This window comes from Pseudomonas fakonensis (assembly GCF_019139895.1).
In the GTDB taxonomy this organism is placed as follows: Bacteria; Pseudomonadota; Gammaproteobacteria; order Pseudomonadales; family Pseudomonadaceae; genus Aquipseudomonas; species Aquipseudomonas fakonensis.
The window spans coordinates 1,845,317-1,859,957 of record NZ_CP077076.1 but is presented as its reverse complement, the minus strand read 5'-3'; the positions used below and the strand labels follow the sequence as shown (position 1 = coordinate 1,859,957).

The following is a 14,641-nucleotide window of genomic DNA, read 5'->3' as shown; positions in this document are numbered from 1 at the left end:
AGCAGGATGATGGCACTTTGCTCCAGATCAATGCCGGTCAAATATTCATTCAACAAAACCAGAGGCTTGCCGATACCCGTCGAAAGCCTTGCGGATTGAACAGCCAATGCGTAACAACCAGCCGATTACCCAGAGAGAACGGACTTTCCCTGCCCAGCAGCGGTTGATCTCCACCACCAACGCCAAAGGCGTGATCACTTACTGCAACGATGCCTTCATCGAGATCAGCGGGTTCTCCCGCGAGGAACTCACGGGCGCGCCGCACAACCTGGTGCGCCACCCCGACGTGCCCCCAGCCGTGTTCGCCCACATGTGGCAGACCCTCAAGCAGGGCCTGCCGTGGATGGGCATCGTCAAGAACCGCTGCAAGTCGGGCGACCATTACTGGGTGAACGCCTACGTTACCCCGGTGTTCGACAACAACCAGGTGGTCGGCTACGAGTCGGTGCGGGTCAAACCCACCGCCGAGCAGATCCGCCGTGCCGAAGGCCTGTACCAGCGCATCAACCAGGGCAAGCCGGCGGTGCCGCGCCGCGACAAGTGGCTGCCGGTGCTGCAGGACTGGCTGCCGTTCATTCTCATCAGCCAGGTCGGTTTCCTGATCGGCAACTGGCTCGGCCACTCCTGGGGCTTTGCCCTGGCTGCCGGTTTGTCCGTACCGCTGGGCCTGCTTGGCCTGGGCTGGCAGCAACGCGGCCTCAAGCGCCTGCTGCGCCTGGCCGAACAGACCACCTCAGACCCGCTGATCGCGCAGATGTACACCGACAGCCGCGGAGTGCAGGCTCGCCTGGAAATGGCCATGCTCAGCCAGGACGCGCGCATGAAGACCTGCCTGACCCGCCTGCAGGACAGCGCCGAGCAGCTCAGCGACCAGGCTCGCCAGTCCGACACCCTGGCCCACCAGAGTTCCTCGGGCCTGGAGCGCCAGCGCGTGGAGACCGAGCAGGTGGCTGCCGCCGTCAACCAGATGGCCGCCACCACGCAGGAAGTGGCCAACCATGTGCAGCGCACCGCCGATGCCACCCAGGAAGCCAACCGCCTGACCAGCCAGGGCCGCAACATCGCCGGCGAAACCCGCGATGCCATCGAGCGCCTGTCGGCGGCGGTGGGTGAAACCGGCCTGACTGTCACCCAGTTGGCCAAGGACAGCGACGAGATCGGCGGCGTGGTCGACGTGATCAAGGGCATTGCCGACCAGACCAACCTGCTGGCACTCAACGCCGCCATCGAAGCGGCCCGTGCCGGCGAGATGGGCCGCGGCTTCGCCGTGGTGGCCGACGAGGTGCGCCAGTTGGCGCAGCGCACCGCCGAGTCGACCGGGCAAATCCACAACCTGATCGCCAAGCTGCAGCAAACCGCCAACAACGCGGTGCAGACCATGGAAACCGGCCATCGCCAGGCCCAGGAAGGCGTGGAACGGGTTATGGAAGCCGACCAGGCACTGGTGGGCATCAGCGAGGCGGTGGCCAACATCACTGACATGGCCACCCAGATTGCCGCCGCCACCGAAGAGCAGACTGCCGTGGCCGAGGAAATCAGCCGCAACATTGCCACCATCGCCGACCTGGCCGACCAGACCGCAGGCCAGGCCCAGCGCTCGGCGCTGCTCAGTGAAGAGCTGACCAGCACTGCCGGTACGCAGTACTCGCTGGTGGAGCGCTTCAACCGCTGATACGCCATCGCCGGCAAGCCGGCTCCTACGGCATGTAGGAGCCGGCTTGCCGGCGATCAGGCCGCTACCAGTTGCCTACCAGTCCAGCGTCAACCGACTCTGGAAATACCGCTCCTGCCCCGTCAGCGGGTCGTCGAAACGCAGGCTCTGCGCCAGCAACTTCAACGGCCGTGCATAATCGTCCTGCTCATCCACAAGTTCAGGGTAGAACGGATCGTTGCATATCCCCGCCCCCAAGGCCGCCATGTGCACCCGCAACTGGTGCGTCTTGCCAGTCACCGGCGACAAGCCGTAGCGCCACAGCTCACCGTTCTTCTCCAGCACGCAAGCATGGGTTTCGCTGTTGTCGGCGCCCGCTACCTCATGCATGCGGAAAAACGGCTCGCCATGCACCAGTCGGCTGCAATGCACCAACGGGAAAGCGTGCTGGGGCATGGCTGCGGCGATGGCCTGGTAGTGTTTGTCGATGCGCCGCTCGGGAAACAGCCGCTGGTAGGCGCCGCGGGTTGCGGGGTTGGCCGAGAACAACACCAGCCCGGCGGTGTGCCGGTCGATGCGATGCAGAGGCACCAAGTGCGGGTTGTCCAGGCGGCGGATCAAGCGGCGCAGCAGGGTGTGCTCGACGTACTCGCCAGTCGGTGTCACCGGCAGAAAATGCGGTTTGTCGGCCACCACCAGGTGCTCGTCCATGTGCAGGATGGTTTCCTGCACCGGAATGGGCTTTTCGTTGGGCACTTCGCGAAAATAGTGCAAGCGCATGCCCGGGCGGTAAGCCAGATCAGCGGCTATCGCCTGCCCCTGGGCATCGAGCACCCGGCCCCGGGCAAAGCGGTCGAGCCACACCTCACGGCCAATGGCCTTGAAGTGGTCGCACAGGCAGTCGAGCACCGTGCGCCACTGGCCAGGCGGCAGGCATACGGTACTGGCTTGCTGGCGGGCGGGGTCGAAGGGTGTGGTCATCGTCGGGCTCGGCGGAGTTGGCCGGGCATTATCCCCTGTCTGGCACGGCTCAACCAGCCTCGCCGGCCGGCTCGCAACGCGCCTTGAGCCAGCGCAGCACCTGCACCGCATCCCAGCGGGCGGGGTCGAACAGGGCGTAGCTCAGGCCCTGGTAGCCGACCACATCCAGCGGACGGTGAAAGCCGGCACGCTGGAACAGCGCCTCGATTTCAGCGAAGCAGGTATTGAAATGCACCTTGCCAAAGGGCGTTTGCTCATCGGTGACGATGCCGTCGAGGCGCAGTTCCAGCACGGCGTCGCACACACGCTCCGGGGCCATGTGGTTGATGCTGTACTTGAGTTGCTCGACATTGAGCATGGCTTCACCCCTATACTGTATTTATATACAGCATACGGAGCCAGCCACACCTGCGTCAATGCGCGGCTCAACCGAGAAAGGCCACCACCTGCTCGGCATCGAACGGCCAATGCAGCTCGGCACTGCTGTCGCAGCGGCGCAGTACCGGGATGATCAGGCCGTAGCGCTCGAACAGCGCTTCGTCTTCGGCGATGTCGACCAGCTCGACCAACAGGCCATGGTCGACGAACGGCATGAGCACGGCCTCAGCCACTTCGCACAAATGGCACCCGAGGGTACCGAACAACTGGCATTCAGGGAGCATGGGCAAACCCGAAATCGCATGATGGATGAAAGATGCTTATTCTAGGTCTGCCCCGCCCATCGTGCATCTGCCCCAGGTCAATCCTGGCTGGTGGCACCGATGCGGTGCAGCGACAGGTCGGCGCCCTGGAACTCCTGCTCGTGGCTCAGGCGCAGGCCGTGTACTGCCCGGATCAGCCCGTACACGGCAAAACCGCCGGCCAGTGCCACCAGCACACCCGCCAGGCTACCCAGCACCTGGCTGGCCAGGCTCACGCCACCCAGGCCGCCCAATGCCGCCTGGCCGAACACGCCACAGGCAATGCCGCCCCATACCCCGCACAGGCCATGCAACGGCCATACCCCGAGCACATCGTCGATCCTCCAGCGGTTCTGCGCTGCGGTGAAGCACCAGACGAACAAGCCACCGGCTACCAGCCCGGTGGCCAGTGCCCCGATCGGGTGCATCAGGTCGGAACCGGCGCAGATCGCCACCAGCCCGGCCAGCGGGCCGTTGTGCAAGAAGCCCGGGTCGTTGCGCCCGGCCCACAGCGCCGACAAGGTGCCCCCGACCATTGCCATCAGCGAATTGATCGCCACCAGCCCGCTGACGCCCTGCAGCGTTTGCGCGCTCATCACGTTGAAGCCGAACCAGCCGATGATCAGGATCCACGACCCCAGCGCCAGGAACGGGATGCTCGATGGCGCAAAAGCCACCAACCGGCCTTCGCGATAGCGCCCGCGCCGGGCGCCCAGCAACAGCACCGCTGCCAGCGCCAGCCAGCCGCCCATGGCATGCACCACCACGGAGCCTGCAAAGTCGTGGAACGGCGCACCGAAGCGTGCCTGCAACCAGGCCTGCACACCGAAATTGCCGTTCCACACCACGCCCTCGAAGAACGGGTAGATGAACGCCACGATCAGCGCCGTGGCGCACAACTGCGGGGCAAACCGCGCGCGCTCGGCGATGCCGCCGGAGATGATCGCCGGAATGGCCGCCGCGAAGGTCAGCAGAAAGAAGCACTTCACCAGCGCATAGCCGTGGTCGGTAGCAAGTTCGGCGGCAGGCTGGAAAAAGCTCACGCCATAGGCGATCCAGTAGCCGATGAAGAAATACACCAGCGCCGAGATGGCGAAATCGCTGAGGATCTTCGACAGGGCATTGACCTGGTTCTTGTGGCGCACGGTGCCGACTTCCAGGAACGCGAAGCCGGCGTGCATGGCCAGAACCAGGATGGCCCCCATGAGGATGAACAGGGTATTGGAGCCGTGGACCAGGGAGTCCATCGCGCTGTGCATGTTTTCCATGAAGTGGCAGACCTGCAAAAAGGCACCATGACAGTTCAAGTACCGGCATCCCTGCACCGAATCGGTGCCAGGCCCCTGCCCCGTTTCGGTGAGCGGGTCGGCGCCTGCGTGGTTTTTTCTTGGGTTTGTCGTGGATTGGGTTAAGGTTTATCGGTATTTGCCCGGGCCACGCACGTTTTCGGCGCGCTCGCGGGTGCTACGCCTCAAGCAGTAGCAAAGGCTGTACCAGCACATCGTGCTGAACCTTCGGCCTGCCCGATCACTCGAAATAGCCACACACATTCACAGGGAGAGGCCCATGGCCAGCAAATCGGCAAAAACTGCACAGGACATCTTGATGGCTGACTTCCAGGCCCTGGTCCGCGACACCGAAAAACTGCTCGCCGACACTGCCAACCTGGCAGGCGACCAGGCGGATGAGCTGCGCGAGCAGATCCACGACCGCCTCACCCAGGCCCGTGAAACCCTGCAACTGACCCAGGATTCGGTGCGCCAGCGCGGCCAGGCCGCACTGGGCAGCGCCGAACAGTACGTGCAGGAAAACCCCTGGCAGGCCATCGGCATCGCGGCTGGCGTCGGCCTGTTGATCGGCCTGCTGGCCAAACGCTGAGGAATGCCCATGGACAACGACGCCATCGGCGCCGGCGCTTCCAGCAGGCGCCTGGGCGCGGCTGTGCTGGGCCTGCTGCACAGCCACATCGAGCTGTTCGGCATCGAGCTGCAGGAGCAGAAAGCCCGCACCCTGAGCCTGCTGCTGTTCGCAGGCCTGGCCCTGGTATTCGCCCTGCTGCTGCTGACCGCCCTGTCGGGGCTGGTCCTGGTGTTGCTGTGGGACAGCTATCGCCTGGCCGGCATCATCGGCCTGTGCCTGTTCTACAGCTGCGCCGCGCTGTACTGCGGGCTGAAACTCAAGGCGGCGGTGTTCGATGAGTCCTCGCCATTTTCTGCCACGCTCGAAGAGCTGGCCAAGGACAGGGAGCGCCTGCTGCCATGAGCCTGCCGGAACTACCCGATACACGAAACCCGCGGGAGCTGCGCAAGGCTTTGCTGCGCCTGCGCATGGAAATGCACCGCCAGCAGATCCGCCACGAGTCCGGGCAGGTGCTTGAACCGCTGCACCGTCTGCGCGGCATGGGCAGCTCGTTCGGCGAGGGCATGGGGGTCAAGCACGGCTCGCTATGGGGCCTGGGCGCCGTGGTGGCGCTGGGCTTTCTCACCGGCAAGGGCGTGCGCAGCGGCAACCTGGCCAGGCTGCTGCGCCTGGGCACGCGCCTGGCGCCGCTGCTCCGCCTGTTCATGGGGGCCGAGCGCCGCCCGTAAGGCTCAGGCGCGCCTTGCAAGGGCGCGCCACTCGCGGGAAGCTATGCCGACCCACACGACGGAGACCGCGCCTTGGAATGGCACACCCTGCTGACCCGCGAACGCTTGGGCAAGGCCCTGTACAGCCCTGAAGAACTGGGCCGCAGCCCCTTCCACAAGGACCACGACCGCATCATATTTTCCGGCGCCTTCCGCCGCCTGGGGCGCAAGACGCAAGTACACCCGGTCACCAGCAACGACCATATCCACACCCGCCTGACCCACTCACTGGAAGTGAGCTGCGTGGGCCGCTCGCTGGGCATGCGCGTGGGCGAGACGTTGCGCGGCGTCCTGCCCGACTGGTGCGAGCCCAGCGACCTGGGCATGATCGTGCAGTCGGCGTGCCTGGCCCATGACATTGGCAACCCGCCGTTCGGGCATTCTGGCGAGGATGCCATCCGCCACTGGTTCCAGCAGGCTGCCGGGCGTGGCTGGCTGGACGACATGAGTGACGACCAACGCGCCGACTTTCTGAATTTCGAAGGCAATGCCCAGGGCTTTCGCGTGCTCACCCAACTGGAGTACCACCAGTTCGACGGCGGCACCCGCCTGACCTACGCCACCCTCGGCGCTTACCTCAAGTACCCCTGGACCTCCCGCCACGCCGATGCCCTGGGTTACAAGAAGCACAAGTTCGGCTGCTACCAGAGCGAACTGCCGCTGCTCGAACAGATCGCCGCCAAGCTGGGCATACCTCAGCTGGAACACCAGCGCTGGGCGCGCCACCCGCTGGTATACCTGATGGAGGCCGCCGACGACATCTGCTATGCCCTCATCGACCTGGAAGACGGTCTGGAGATGGACCTGTTGCAGTACGCCGAAGTCGAGGCGCTGCTGCTCGATCTGGTGGGCGACGACCTGCCGGAAACCTACCGCCAGCTCGGTGAGAGCGACTCGCGCCGACGCAAGCTGGCAATCCTGCGCGGCAAGGCCATCGAGCACCTGACCAACGCCGCTGCCCAGGCCTTCGTCGAGCAGCAGGATGCCCTGCTGGCCGGCCGGCTGGCTGGCGACCTGGTCGAGCACATGCACGGCCCGGCGCAACGTTGCGTGCTGCAAGCCAAGGACATGGCGCGCAAGAAGATCTTCCAGGACAAACGCAAGACCCTGCACGAGATCGGCGCCTACACCACGCTGGAAATCCTTCTCAACACCTTCTGTGCTGCAGCGCTTGAGCAGCACGGCGGGCGTACGCCGTCATTCAAGAGTCGGCGCGTGCTGGACCTGATCGGCAACAACGCGCCCGACCCGAACGGCTCGCTGCATGCGGCGTTCCTGCGCATGATCGACTTCATTGCCGGCATGACCGACAGCTATGCCAGCGAGATGGCCAGCGAGATGACCGGGCGTTCCAGCCCGACATGAAGGCAGCGGCGGTGACAGCGGACAGCCGCTGTCACCGCCGGCCACATGTAAGAAACTTCTTACTCAAATTAAATCAATTAAACACCCACAGAAAAATCTGACAAACCCCCCAACAAAACTCATACCCGCAGCTGAATATCCCGATTATTTGTAGCACGTACTCTTACTTCGTGTAAGGCATTTCCCATATACAGGATTTAGCCGACCCTCAACTGCCCGTCGACTTTCAACTGAGCTAATGTGCCCCCTGCTCTCGCTACGATGGAATGTTGCTCATGCACTCAGTATTTATCGTCGACGATCATCCCGTTATCCGCCTGGCCATTCGAATGTTGCTCGAAAACCAGACTTACCAGGTGATTGGTGAATCGGATAACGGCGTCGATGCCATGCAGATGATTCGCGAAACCCGCCCTGACCTGGTCATTCTCGACATCAGCTTGCCCAAACTGGACGGCCTGGAAATGCTCTCGCGCCTCCAGGCCATGGCCATCCCCCTCAAGGTGCTGGTGCTCACCGCACAATCGCCCGCGCTGTTCGCCATCCGCTGCATGCACCTGGGCGCCGCAGGTTATGTCTGCAAGCAGGAAGACCTCTGCGAACTGCTCAGTGCCATCAAGGCAGTACTTTCCGGCTACAACTATTTCCCCAGCCAGGTACTCAAGCCCGTCACGGACGAACACAGCCACGAGCTCGAACTGTTCCGTCAAGTCAACGACCGAGAACTGATGGTTCTGCAACTGTTTGCCCAGGGCCGCAGCAACAAGGATATCGCCCGGGGCATGTTTCTCAGTAACAAGACCGTCAGTACCTACAAGAAACGCCTGATGCAAAAATTGCGCGCCGGCACGCTGGTGGAACTGATCGATGTCGCCAAACGCAACGCGCTGGTCTGATTCGATGACCCTACGGCATCTCGCATGCTTGCTGCTCTGCCTGAGCCTGGGCCATACCGCCCAGGCTGCCACAACAGTCATCGATAAAGGCAAGCCCTACACACTGCTGAGCCGCTCCAAGCCGGTGACAGTCACACCCGCCTTCAGCGCCAGCCAACGGCAATGGCTCGCCAGCCACCATGAACTGGTTCTGGGCACCTCGGCCCCGGACTACCCGCCATTCGACATCACCACCGGCGGGCGCGAATACCAGGGCCTGACAGCCGACTATGCCGGCCTGTTGGGCGGCGCGCTGGGCCTGCCGGTAAGGGTCCAGCGCTTTCCCAGCCGGCCAGCCGCAGTCGCCGCCCTGCAAAGCGGGCATATCGACCTGCTCGGCAGTGCCAACGGCTATGAAGCAGTCACTCCGGGGCTGATGCTGTCGCGCCCCTATGCCATCGACCAACCCGTGCTGGTCACCCGCGAGGATGAAACCCGAGCGCTGAACACCGGCCTTGAGGGCATGCGCCTGAGCATGCTCTACCACTACCTGCCCCTTGGGGAGATTCATGCCAGCTACCCCGGTGCCGAACTGCTGACCTTCGAGTCATCCACCCAGGCACTCAATGCAGTGGCGTTCGAGCAAGCCGACGTGTTCATCGGCGACACCATCTCCACCCACTACCTGATCAGCCAGGGCCATCTGCCGCGCTTGCGCATGGCCAACTTCGGCAAGCACGAAATGGTCGGGTTCAGCTTCGCCCTGCGCCAGGACCAACAGGTGCTGCTTTCGCTGGTCAACCTGGCCCTCGATGCCCAGCCCGCCACCACCCGCAACGATATCTTCAAGCGCTGGAGCGCCAGCAGCGGCAGCCTGCTGACTGACCGCAAGCTGCACTTGACGGCGCGCGAGGAAAGCTGGTTGCGTGAGCACCCGCAGATGCGTGTGGTAGTCAACGACACCGCCGCACCGCTGACCTTCTTCGACAGCAACGGGCGCCTGCGCGGGATCGTCGCCGACCTGCTGGAGGTGATTCGCCTGCGCACGGGCCTGCGCTTCGACATACGCCGCGCCAGCGGCGAAGGCGACATGATCGACCAGCTCGCCGCCGGACGCGCCGACATCATTGCCACCCTGTCCACCGATACCCGCAGTGCCGCCGCACTGCAAGTCAGCCGGCCCTATCTGGAAAGCGCCTACGTGCTGGTCAGCCGCATCGGTAACGAGCAACCCAGCAACCTCGACGAGCTGGCCGGCAAACGGGTCGCCGTGCCACGCGACAGCAGTGTGGCCGCCCTGCTGGCCAGCCACTACCCGCACATCCACCAGGTGGCGACCGAGAGCACCTACTACTCCATGGCCCTGCTCGGCAGCAATGCCGTGGACGCGGCCGTGGCAACCCTCATTGACGCCAACCACATGCTGGCCAGCGACGCTCGCCTGGTGATCCGCAGTACCGTCGGCACTGAACCTGCAACCTTCTCCATGGCCACCAGCCCGCAGGCACGCGAACTGGCATCGATACTCGACAAGGCGCTGTTGAGCGTTTCACCGGAAGAACTGGGGGTGATCAACAGCCGCTGGCGTGACCACGAGGTGCTCGACGACACCTACTGGCGCAACTACCGGCGCATCATTTTGCAGGTGGTCGCGGTGATTGCCGTGCTGCTGGTGCTGGCGCTTGCCTGGAACGCCCACCTGCGCCGCCAGATCAAGCAGCGCCAGTTGGCCGAACGCGCATTGAACGACCAGCTGGAGTTCATGGGCGCCCTGCTCAACGGCACGCCCCACCCGATGTACGTGCGTGACCGCGAGGGGCGCTTGAAGAGCTGCAACGACAGCTACCTGCAGGCAGTCGGTGCCAGCCGTGAACGGCTCATCGGCAAGCGCCTGCAGGACACCCGCTTCAGCCAGTGCCAATATGTGCAGCAGATCCAGGACGACTACCAGCGGGTGATGGACGAGGGGCGCCCGTTGATCCTCGACCGCCCGCTCAAGCTGAAGAACAGGGAGCTGATGATCTACCACTGGATCCTGCCCTACCGCGACTCGCTGGGGGAGATGCAGGGCATCATCGGCGGCTGGGTCGATATCAGCGAGCGCCGGGCGCTGGTCCAGGACCTGCGCCTGGCCAAACAGCAGGCTGATGACGCCAACCGCGCCAAAAGCACCTTTCTGGCCACCATCAGCCACGAAATCCGCACCCCTATGAATGCCCTGATCGGCATGCTCGAGCTTGCCTTGCGGGGTGCTGACCAGGGGCACGCGGACCGCCCCGCACTGCAGGTCGCCCATCACTCGGCCAAGGACCTGCTGGCCCTGATCGGCGATATTCTGGATATCGCCCGCATCGAGTCCGGGCACCTGTCGCTGGCGCCCGAACCAGTCGACCTTGCCGCCCTGATCGAATCCGTGGGCCGGGTATTCGATGGCCTGGCACGGCACAAGGGCGTGTCCCTCAACATAGTGATTGCCGAAGAGGCCCGCTGCCATGCGCTGCTCGACCCGCTGCGGTTCAAGCAGGTGCTGTCAAACCTGGTCAGCAATGCCATCAAGTTCACCGAGCAGGGCCAGGTGCGCATTACTGCCAGGCTGCTGTCAGAAGGCGGACCGGCTGCCACCGCCCTTGAACTGGAGGTGCGTGACAGTGGCATCGGTATCCATGAACACGAACTCAAACGCCTTTTCACCCCGTTTGTTCAAGCCAACCCCGCCAGTGACGGCGCCCGGGCAGGCAGTGGCCTGGGCTTGGTCATCAGCCGCAACCTGTGCGCGATGATGGGCGGCGAGATGACCCTGCAAAGCCTGCATGGCGTGGGTACCCGGGTAAGGTTGGTGATGCCGCTGCAGCGTGTAGTGCCGGCCATCGACCCGCCCGCCACTGCAGACGAAATCCAGCGCCCGGATGGCAACCTGGAGGTGCTGGTGATCGACGACCACCCTGCCAACCTGCAATTGATAACCCGGCAACTCACCTACCTGGGGGTACGCCAGGACAGTGCCAGCGATGGCCATGAAGGGCTGCGCAAATGGCGCCAGGGTCGCTTCGATGTACTGATCGTCGACTGCAACATGCCACAGCTCAATGGTTACGAGTTGGCCAGAAGCGTGCGCCATGAAGAGCACCTGCATGGCCGCCCCCCGTGCGTGATGCTCGGCTACACCGCCAACGCCCAGCCCGAGGTGCGCCAGCAGTGTCTGGATGCCGGCATGGACGATTGCCTGTTAAAGCCCATCGGCCTGGGGTTGCTTGGCCAGTGCCTGGCAGCCCTGGGCCAGAAGGGGCAAGCTGACAGCACCTGCCCGCGCCCGCCCTGTTACGACCTCAAAGGCCTGCGCGCCATCGCCGGTGACAATGCCAACGACCGCAAGCGCTTGCTCGACACCCTGCAGATGAGCCTGCGCCAGGACCTGGACATTCTCATGGCCATCGACCCGCACCAGGCAGGCGAAGCCCTGGCCGCGCAGGCACACAAGATCCTCAGCGCAGCGCGGATGCTGGAAGCGAAAGCATTGATTGCGGCCTGCGAGGCATTGCAGCAGGCGGGGTTGCCGGTCAGCGTTGCGAAAGCTCGCCGCCAGGCACTGGCACGGCACATGCGCCGTGTGGAGAATGCCCTGGCCAGGCACCTGGCCGAGGGCAACTGACCCGGCACGCTGCAATGGCGTGCCGGCAGTGATATCAGGAAGCCGGGTTGATCGGCTTCTCTGGGTACCAGGCGTCCAGCAGCGGGCTGACTTCGATGTTGGTCAGTTCGCTGCGGCCTTTGAGCCAGGCTTCGACGGTGGCGCGCTGCTCTTCGCTGACCGAGCCGCGGTTGGCCAGGCAAACCAGGCCGAAATCGTCGCCGCCGACGTAGTCCAGGCCGTTGGCGTCCATGGCTTCAGCCAGAAAAGCGTCGAGGAAGGCATCGATGGCTTCATCGGACAGGTCTTCCTTGAAGCCCAGGTTCAGTTCGAAACCCAGCTCCTGGAATTCGTCCACGCACAGTTTTTTGCGCAGGCGACGGGAACGGTTGGTAGCCATGAAACAATCCTCTCAAGTATTTACGGGCGGCACTTTACCAGTTTCCGCGCTACAAGGGCGCATTTCCATCGAACAAGGCCCATGTACGCTGCGCTTGGGGCATAATGCCCACTATATTTCGACCTGGGGCCACCATTTCTTACAGCCCCATTACCCTTTTCCCTCGCCTGCAGGGTATTCATATTTATGATCAAGACGCTTCGCCCACTGCTGCTCGCCGGCCTGTTCCTGCCCTTCTCCCTCACCAGCCAGGCCGCCGCCGTCAACACCAGCCTGCCGCCAAAGGTGCAGCAGGCGCTGACCAAGAACAAACTGCAGGACACCGCCCTGTCGCTGGTGATGCTGCCCCTCGATGGCCCCGGCAACGCCACGGTGTTCAACGCCGATGTGTCGGTGAACCCGGCCTCGACCATGAAACTGGTCACCACCTACGCCGCGCTGGAGTTGCTGGGCCCGACCTTCCAGTGGAAGACCGAGTTCTACACCGATGGTACGCTGAGCAACGGTGTGCTCAACGGCAACCTGTACCTCAAGGGCGGCGGCGACCCCAAGCTGAACATGGAAAAGCTTTGGCTACTGATGCGTGATTTGCGCGCCAACGGCGTACGCACGGTGAGCGGCGACCTGGTGCTGGACCGCAGCCACTTCGTGCAACCCAACCTGCCGCAGTTCGATGACGATGGCGGCGACGAGAACAAACCCTTCCTGGTCAAGCCCGATTCACTGCTGGTCAACCTCAAGGCCTTGCGCTTCGTTGCCCGCAACGACGGCGGCAAGGTGGTAGTGTCGGTCGAGCCGCCGATCGCCAGCATCCGCATCGACAACCAGGTCAAGGCGGTGGCCGGCAAGCAGTGCGCGGGCGACGTGCGCTACAACCCGGTACAGCAGGCCGACGGCATCAGCGTGACGGTCAGCGGCCAGCTCGGTGAGGGCTGCAACTCGCAGACCTACCTGTCGCTGCTCGACCACCCGACCTACGCCGCTGGCGCCGTGCGCGCCATCTGGAACGAGCTGGGTGGCAGCATCCAGGGCCGTGATCGCATCGAGGACGTACCCAAGTCGGCGCGCCTGCTGGCCCGCGCCTTCTCCCCGGACCTGGTGGAGGTGATTCGCGACATCAACAAGTACAGCAACAACACCATGGCCCAGCAGCTGTTCCTGAGCATTGGTGCGCAGTTCCGCACCGATGCCGACGGCGATGACGCACGTGCTGCCCAGCGGGTTGTGCGCCAATGGCTGGCGAAAAAGGGCATCACCGCGCCGCACCTGGTGATGGAGAATGGCTCGGGGCTGTCCCGTGCCGAGCGGGTCAGTACCCGGGAAATGGCAGCGCTGCTGCAGGCGGCGTGGAAGAGCCCGTATGCCGCCGAGTTCATCAGCTCGATGCCGCTGGTGGGCATGGACGGGACCATGCGCAAGCGCCTCAAGCGCACGGCCATGACCGGCGAGGGGCACATCAAGACCGGTACGCTCAATACCGTGCGTGCGATTGCCGGCTTCAGCCGGGACAGTAACGGGCATACCTGGGCGGTGGCGGCGATTCTAAATGACCCCAAGCCTTGGGGGGCTTCACAGGTGCTGGATCAGGTGTTGCTGGATCTTTATCGGCAGCCGAAGTTGGGTGGTGGGACGGCTGGGGTTGAGCCTTGATCTGATTATGGGATCGGGGTTTTAGGGTGATTGCTTTGGTAGATGTATGCGCATTCGTTGACGATATGCGCTTTTCGTCACCTTTCCGCCCTTACGGCGGCCTACTTTTGTCGTGGCAAAAGTAGGCAAAACCGTCTGCTCCCATCATCCGGCCCCCTACGCTGCGCTTCGGGGGTTCCCTCGCTCCGGGCTTGCTCCGGAGGTACGCGCCGACGGGCCGTCCCTGGCCCGATCGGCGCTCGACCGGCATCCATGCCGGTCGCCCTCCTACGCAATCCCTACGCTCGGCCTCCTGAAGTCGCGATTTGTGTTGCCTGGGCTATTGCGCGCTTAGAAGCAAGATCAAGAGCCAGATCAAGAGCCAGATCAAGAACTGGGATGTTGGTTTTATTGTTATTGATGTGTTGTTTGTTCTGGCCCTATCGCCGGCAAGCCGGCTCCTACAGGGGTATGCGTTATCCGAATTAACGCGTTCCACTGTAGGAGCCGGCTTGCCGGCGATTGCTATCCTGAGTTCCCACAAATGCAACTAGCGACCGAGCTGCGTACTCATAGGCGCCGCCCCTAACTTCGCGACTTCAGGAGGCCGAATGCAGGGATTGCGTAGGGGGGCGACCGGCATGGATGCCGGTCGAGCGCCGATCGGGCCAGGGACGGCCCGTCGGCGCGTACCCCCGGAGCAAGCCCGGAGTGAGGGAACCCCCGAAGCGCAGCGTAGGGGGCCGTATGAATGGAGCGAGCATTTTTTGCTTACTTTTTGATGCTTCAAAAAGTGAGCCGCCGT

The 14,641-nt window shown here is 63.6% G+C and carries 13 protein-coding genes; 8 read left to right on the top strand and 5 right to left on the bottom strand.

Annotated features, from left to right (window positions below):
• The first annotated feature begins 106 nt into the window (after positions 1–106).
• Positions 107–1,672: a methyl-accepting chemotaxis protein gene (locus KSS94_RS08395; protein ID WP_217842535.1), complete on the top strand. Its 1,566-nt coding sequence runs from the start codon at positions 107–109 to the stop codon at positions 1,670–1,672.
• A gap of 75 nt (positions 1,673–1,747) precedes the next feature.
• Here the strand turns inward: KSS94_RS08395 and KSS94_RS08390 are convergent, their stop codons facing one another.
• The 4 genes from KSS94_RS08390 to KSS94_RS08375 form a co-directional block, all read right to left on the bottom strand.
• Complete coding sequence (locus KSS94_RS08390) at positions 1,748–2,632, bottom strand: pseudouridine synthase (protein WP_217842534.1); 885 nt, start codon at positions 2,630–2,632, stop codon at positions 1,748–1,750.
• A gap of 49 nt (positions 2,633–2,681) precedes the next feature.
• A complete protein-coding gene (locus KSS94_RS08385) occupies positions 2,682–2,990 on the bottom strand; it encodes a transcriptional regulator (RefSeq protein WP_217842533.1) in 309 nt (102 codons plus the stop codon).
• Positions 2,991–3,057: 67 nt separating this feature from the next.
• Positions 3,058–3,294: a glutaredoxin family protein gene (locus KSS94_RS08380; RefSeq protein WP_217842532.1), complete on the bottom strand. Its 237-nt coding sequence runs from the start codon at positions 3,292–3,294 to the stop codon at positions 3,058–3,060.
• A 77-nt stretch (positions 3,295–3,371) separates the two neighbouring features.
• On the bottom strand, positions 3,372–4,580 hold the full coding sequence (locus KSS94_RS08375; RefSeq protein ID WP_217842531.1) for an ammonium transporter: 1,209 nt from the start codon (positions 4,578–4,580) through the stop codon (positions 3,372–3,374).
• 298 nt (positions 4,581–4,878) lie between these two features.
• Between KSS94_RS08375 and KSS94_RS08370 the strand changes: the two genes are divergently transcribed.
• The 6 genes from KSS94_RS08370 to KSS94_RS08345 all read left to right on the top strand — a co-directional run bounded on the left by KSS94_RS08370 (position 4,879) and on the right by KSS94_RS08345 (position 11,828).
• Positions 4,879–5,190, top strand: a complete 312-nt coding sequence (locus KSS94_RS08370; protein WP_217842530.1) for an ElaB/YgaM/YqjD family protein — start codon at positions 4,879–4,881, stop codon at positions 5,188–5,190.
• 9 nt (positions 5,191–5,199) lie between these two features.
• Positions 5,200–5,574, top strand: coding sequence for a phage holin family protein (locus KSS94_RS08365; RefSeq protein ID WP_217842529.1), 375 nt, complete (start codon positions 5,200–5,202; stop codon positions 5,572–5,574).
• Positions 5,571–5,900, top strand: coding sequence for a hypothetical protein (locus KSS94_RS08360; protein WP_217842528.1), 330 nt, complete (start codon positions 5,571–5,573; stop codon positions 5,898–5,900). The genes KSS94_RS08365 and KSS94_RS08360 overlap by 4 nt, the downstream gene beginning before the upstream one ends.
• 72 nt (positions 5,901–5,972) lie before the next feature.
• Entirely contained in the window at positions 5,973–7,304 is a 1,332-nt protein-coding gene (locus tag KSS94_RS08355) for a deoxyguanosinetriphosphate triphosphohydrolase (protein WP_217842527.1), read from the top strand.
• Positions 7,305–7,579: 275 nt separating this feature from the next.
• Positions 7,580–8,200 (top strand): response regulator transcription factor, encoded by a 621-nt coding sequence (locus KSS94_RS08350; protein ID WP_217842526.1) that lies wholly within the window; start codon positions 7,580–7,582, stop codon positions 8,198–8,200.
• 4 nt (positions 8,201–8,204) lie between these two features.
• On the top strand, positions 8,205–11,828 hold the full coding sequence (locus tag KSS94_RS08345) for an ATP-binding protein (RefSeq protein ID WP_217842525.1): 3,624 nt from the start codon (positions 8,205–8,207) through the stop codon (positions 11,826–11,828).
• A gap of 34 nt (positions 11,829–11,862) precedes the next feature.
• Here KSS94_RS08345 and KSS94_RS08340 read toward each other — a convergent pair whose 3' ends face one another.
• Positions 11,863–12,207, bottom strand: a complete 345-nt coding sequence (locus tag KSS94_RS08340) for a YggL family protein (RefSeq protein ID WP_085674884.1) — start codon at positions 12,205–12,207, stop codon at positions 11,863–11,865.
• 186 nt (positions 12,208–12,393) lie between these two features.
• Between KSS94_RS08340 and dacB the strand changes: the two genes are divergently transcribed.
• Positions 12,394–13,857 (top strand): D-alanyl-D-alanine carboxypeptidase/D-alanyl-D-alanine endopeptidase, encoded by a 1,464-nt coding sequence (gene dacB, locus KSS94_RS08335; RefSeq protein WP_217842524.1) that lies wholly within the window; start codon positions 12,394–12,396, stop codon positions 13,855–13,857.
• Positions 13,858–14,641: the final 784 nt, after the last annotated feature.

Excerpts from the sequence above, each read along its gene's own strand:
- KSS94_RS08395 (WP_217842535.1), top strand. The coding sequence starts at position 107 with ATGCGTAACAACCAGCCGATTACCCAGAGAGAACGGACTTTCCCTGCC.
- KSS94_RS08390 (WP_217842534.1), bottom strand. The coding sequence starts at position 2,632 with ATGACCACACCCTTCGACCCCGCCCGCCAGCAAGCCAGTACCGTATGC.
- KSS94_RS08385 (WP_217842533.1), bottom strand. The coding sequence starts at position 2,990 with ATGCTCAATGTCGAGCAACTCAAGTACAGCATCAACCACATGGCCCCG.
- KSS94_RS08380 (WP_217842532.1), bottom strand. The coding sequence starts at position 3,294 with ATGCTCCCTGAATGCCAGTTGTTCGGTACCCTCGGGTGCCATTTGTGC.
- KSS94_RS08375 (WP_217842531.1), bottom strand. The coding sequence starts at position 4,580 with ATGGAAAACATGCACAGCGCGATGGACTCCCTGGTCCACGGCTCCAAT.
- KSS94_RS08370 (WP_217842530.1), top strand. The coding sequence starts at position 4,879 with ATGGCCAGCAAATCGGCAAAAACTGCACAGGACATCTTGATGGCTGAC.
- KSS94_RS08365 (WP_217842529.1), top strand. The coding sequence starts at position 5,200 with ATGGACAACGACGCCATCGGCGCCGGCGCTTCCAGCAGGCGCCTGGGC.
- KSS94_RS08360 (WP_217842528.1), top strand. The coding sequence starts at position 5,571 with ATGAGCCTGCCGGAACTACCCGATACACGAAACCCGCGGGAGCTGCGC.
- KSS94_RS08350 (WP_217842526.1), top strand. The coding sequence starts at position 7,580 with ATGCACTCAGTATTTATCGTCGACGATCATCCCGTTATCCGCCTGGCC.
- KSS94_RS08345 (WP_217842525.1), top strand. The coding sequence starts at position 8,205 with ATGACCCTACGGCATCTCGCATGCTTGCTGCTCTGCCTGAGCCTGGGC.
- KSS94_RS08340 (WP_085674884.1), bottom strand. The coding sequence starts at position 12,207 with ATGGCTACCAACCGTTCCCGTCGCCTGCGCAAAAAACTGTGCGTGGAC.
- dacB (WP_217842524.1), top strand. The coding sequence starts at position 12,394 with ATGATCAAGACGCTTCGCCCACTGCTGCTCGCCGGCCTGTTCCTGCCC.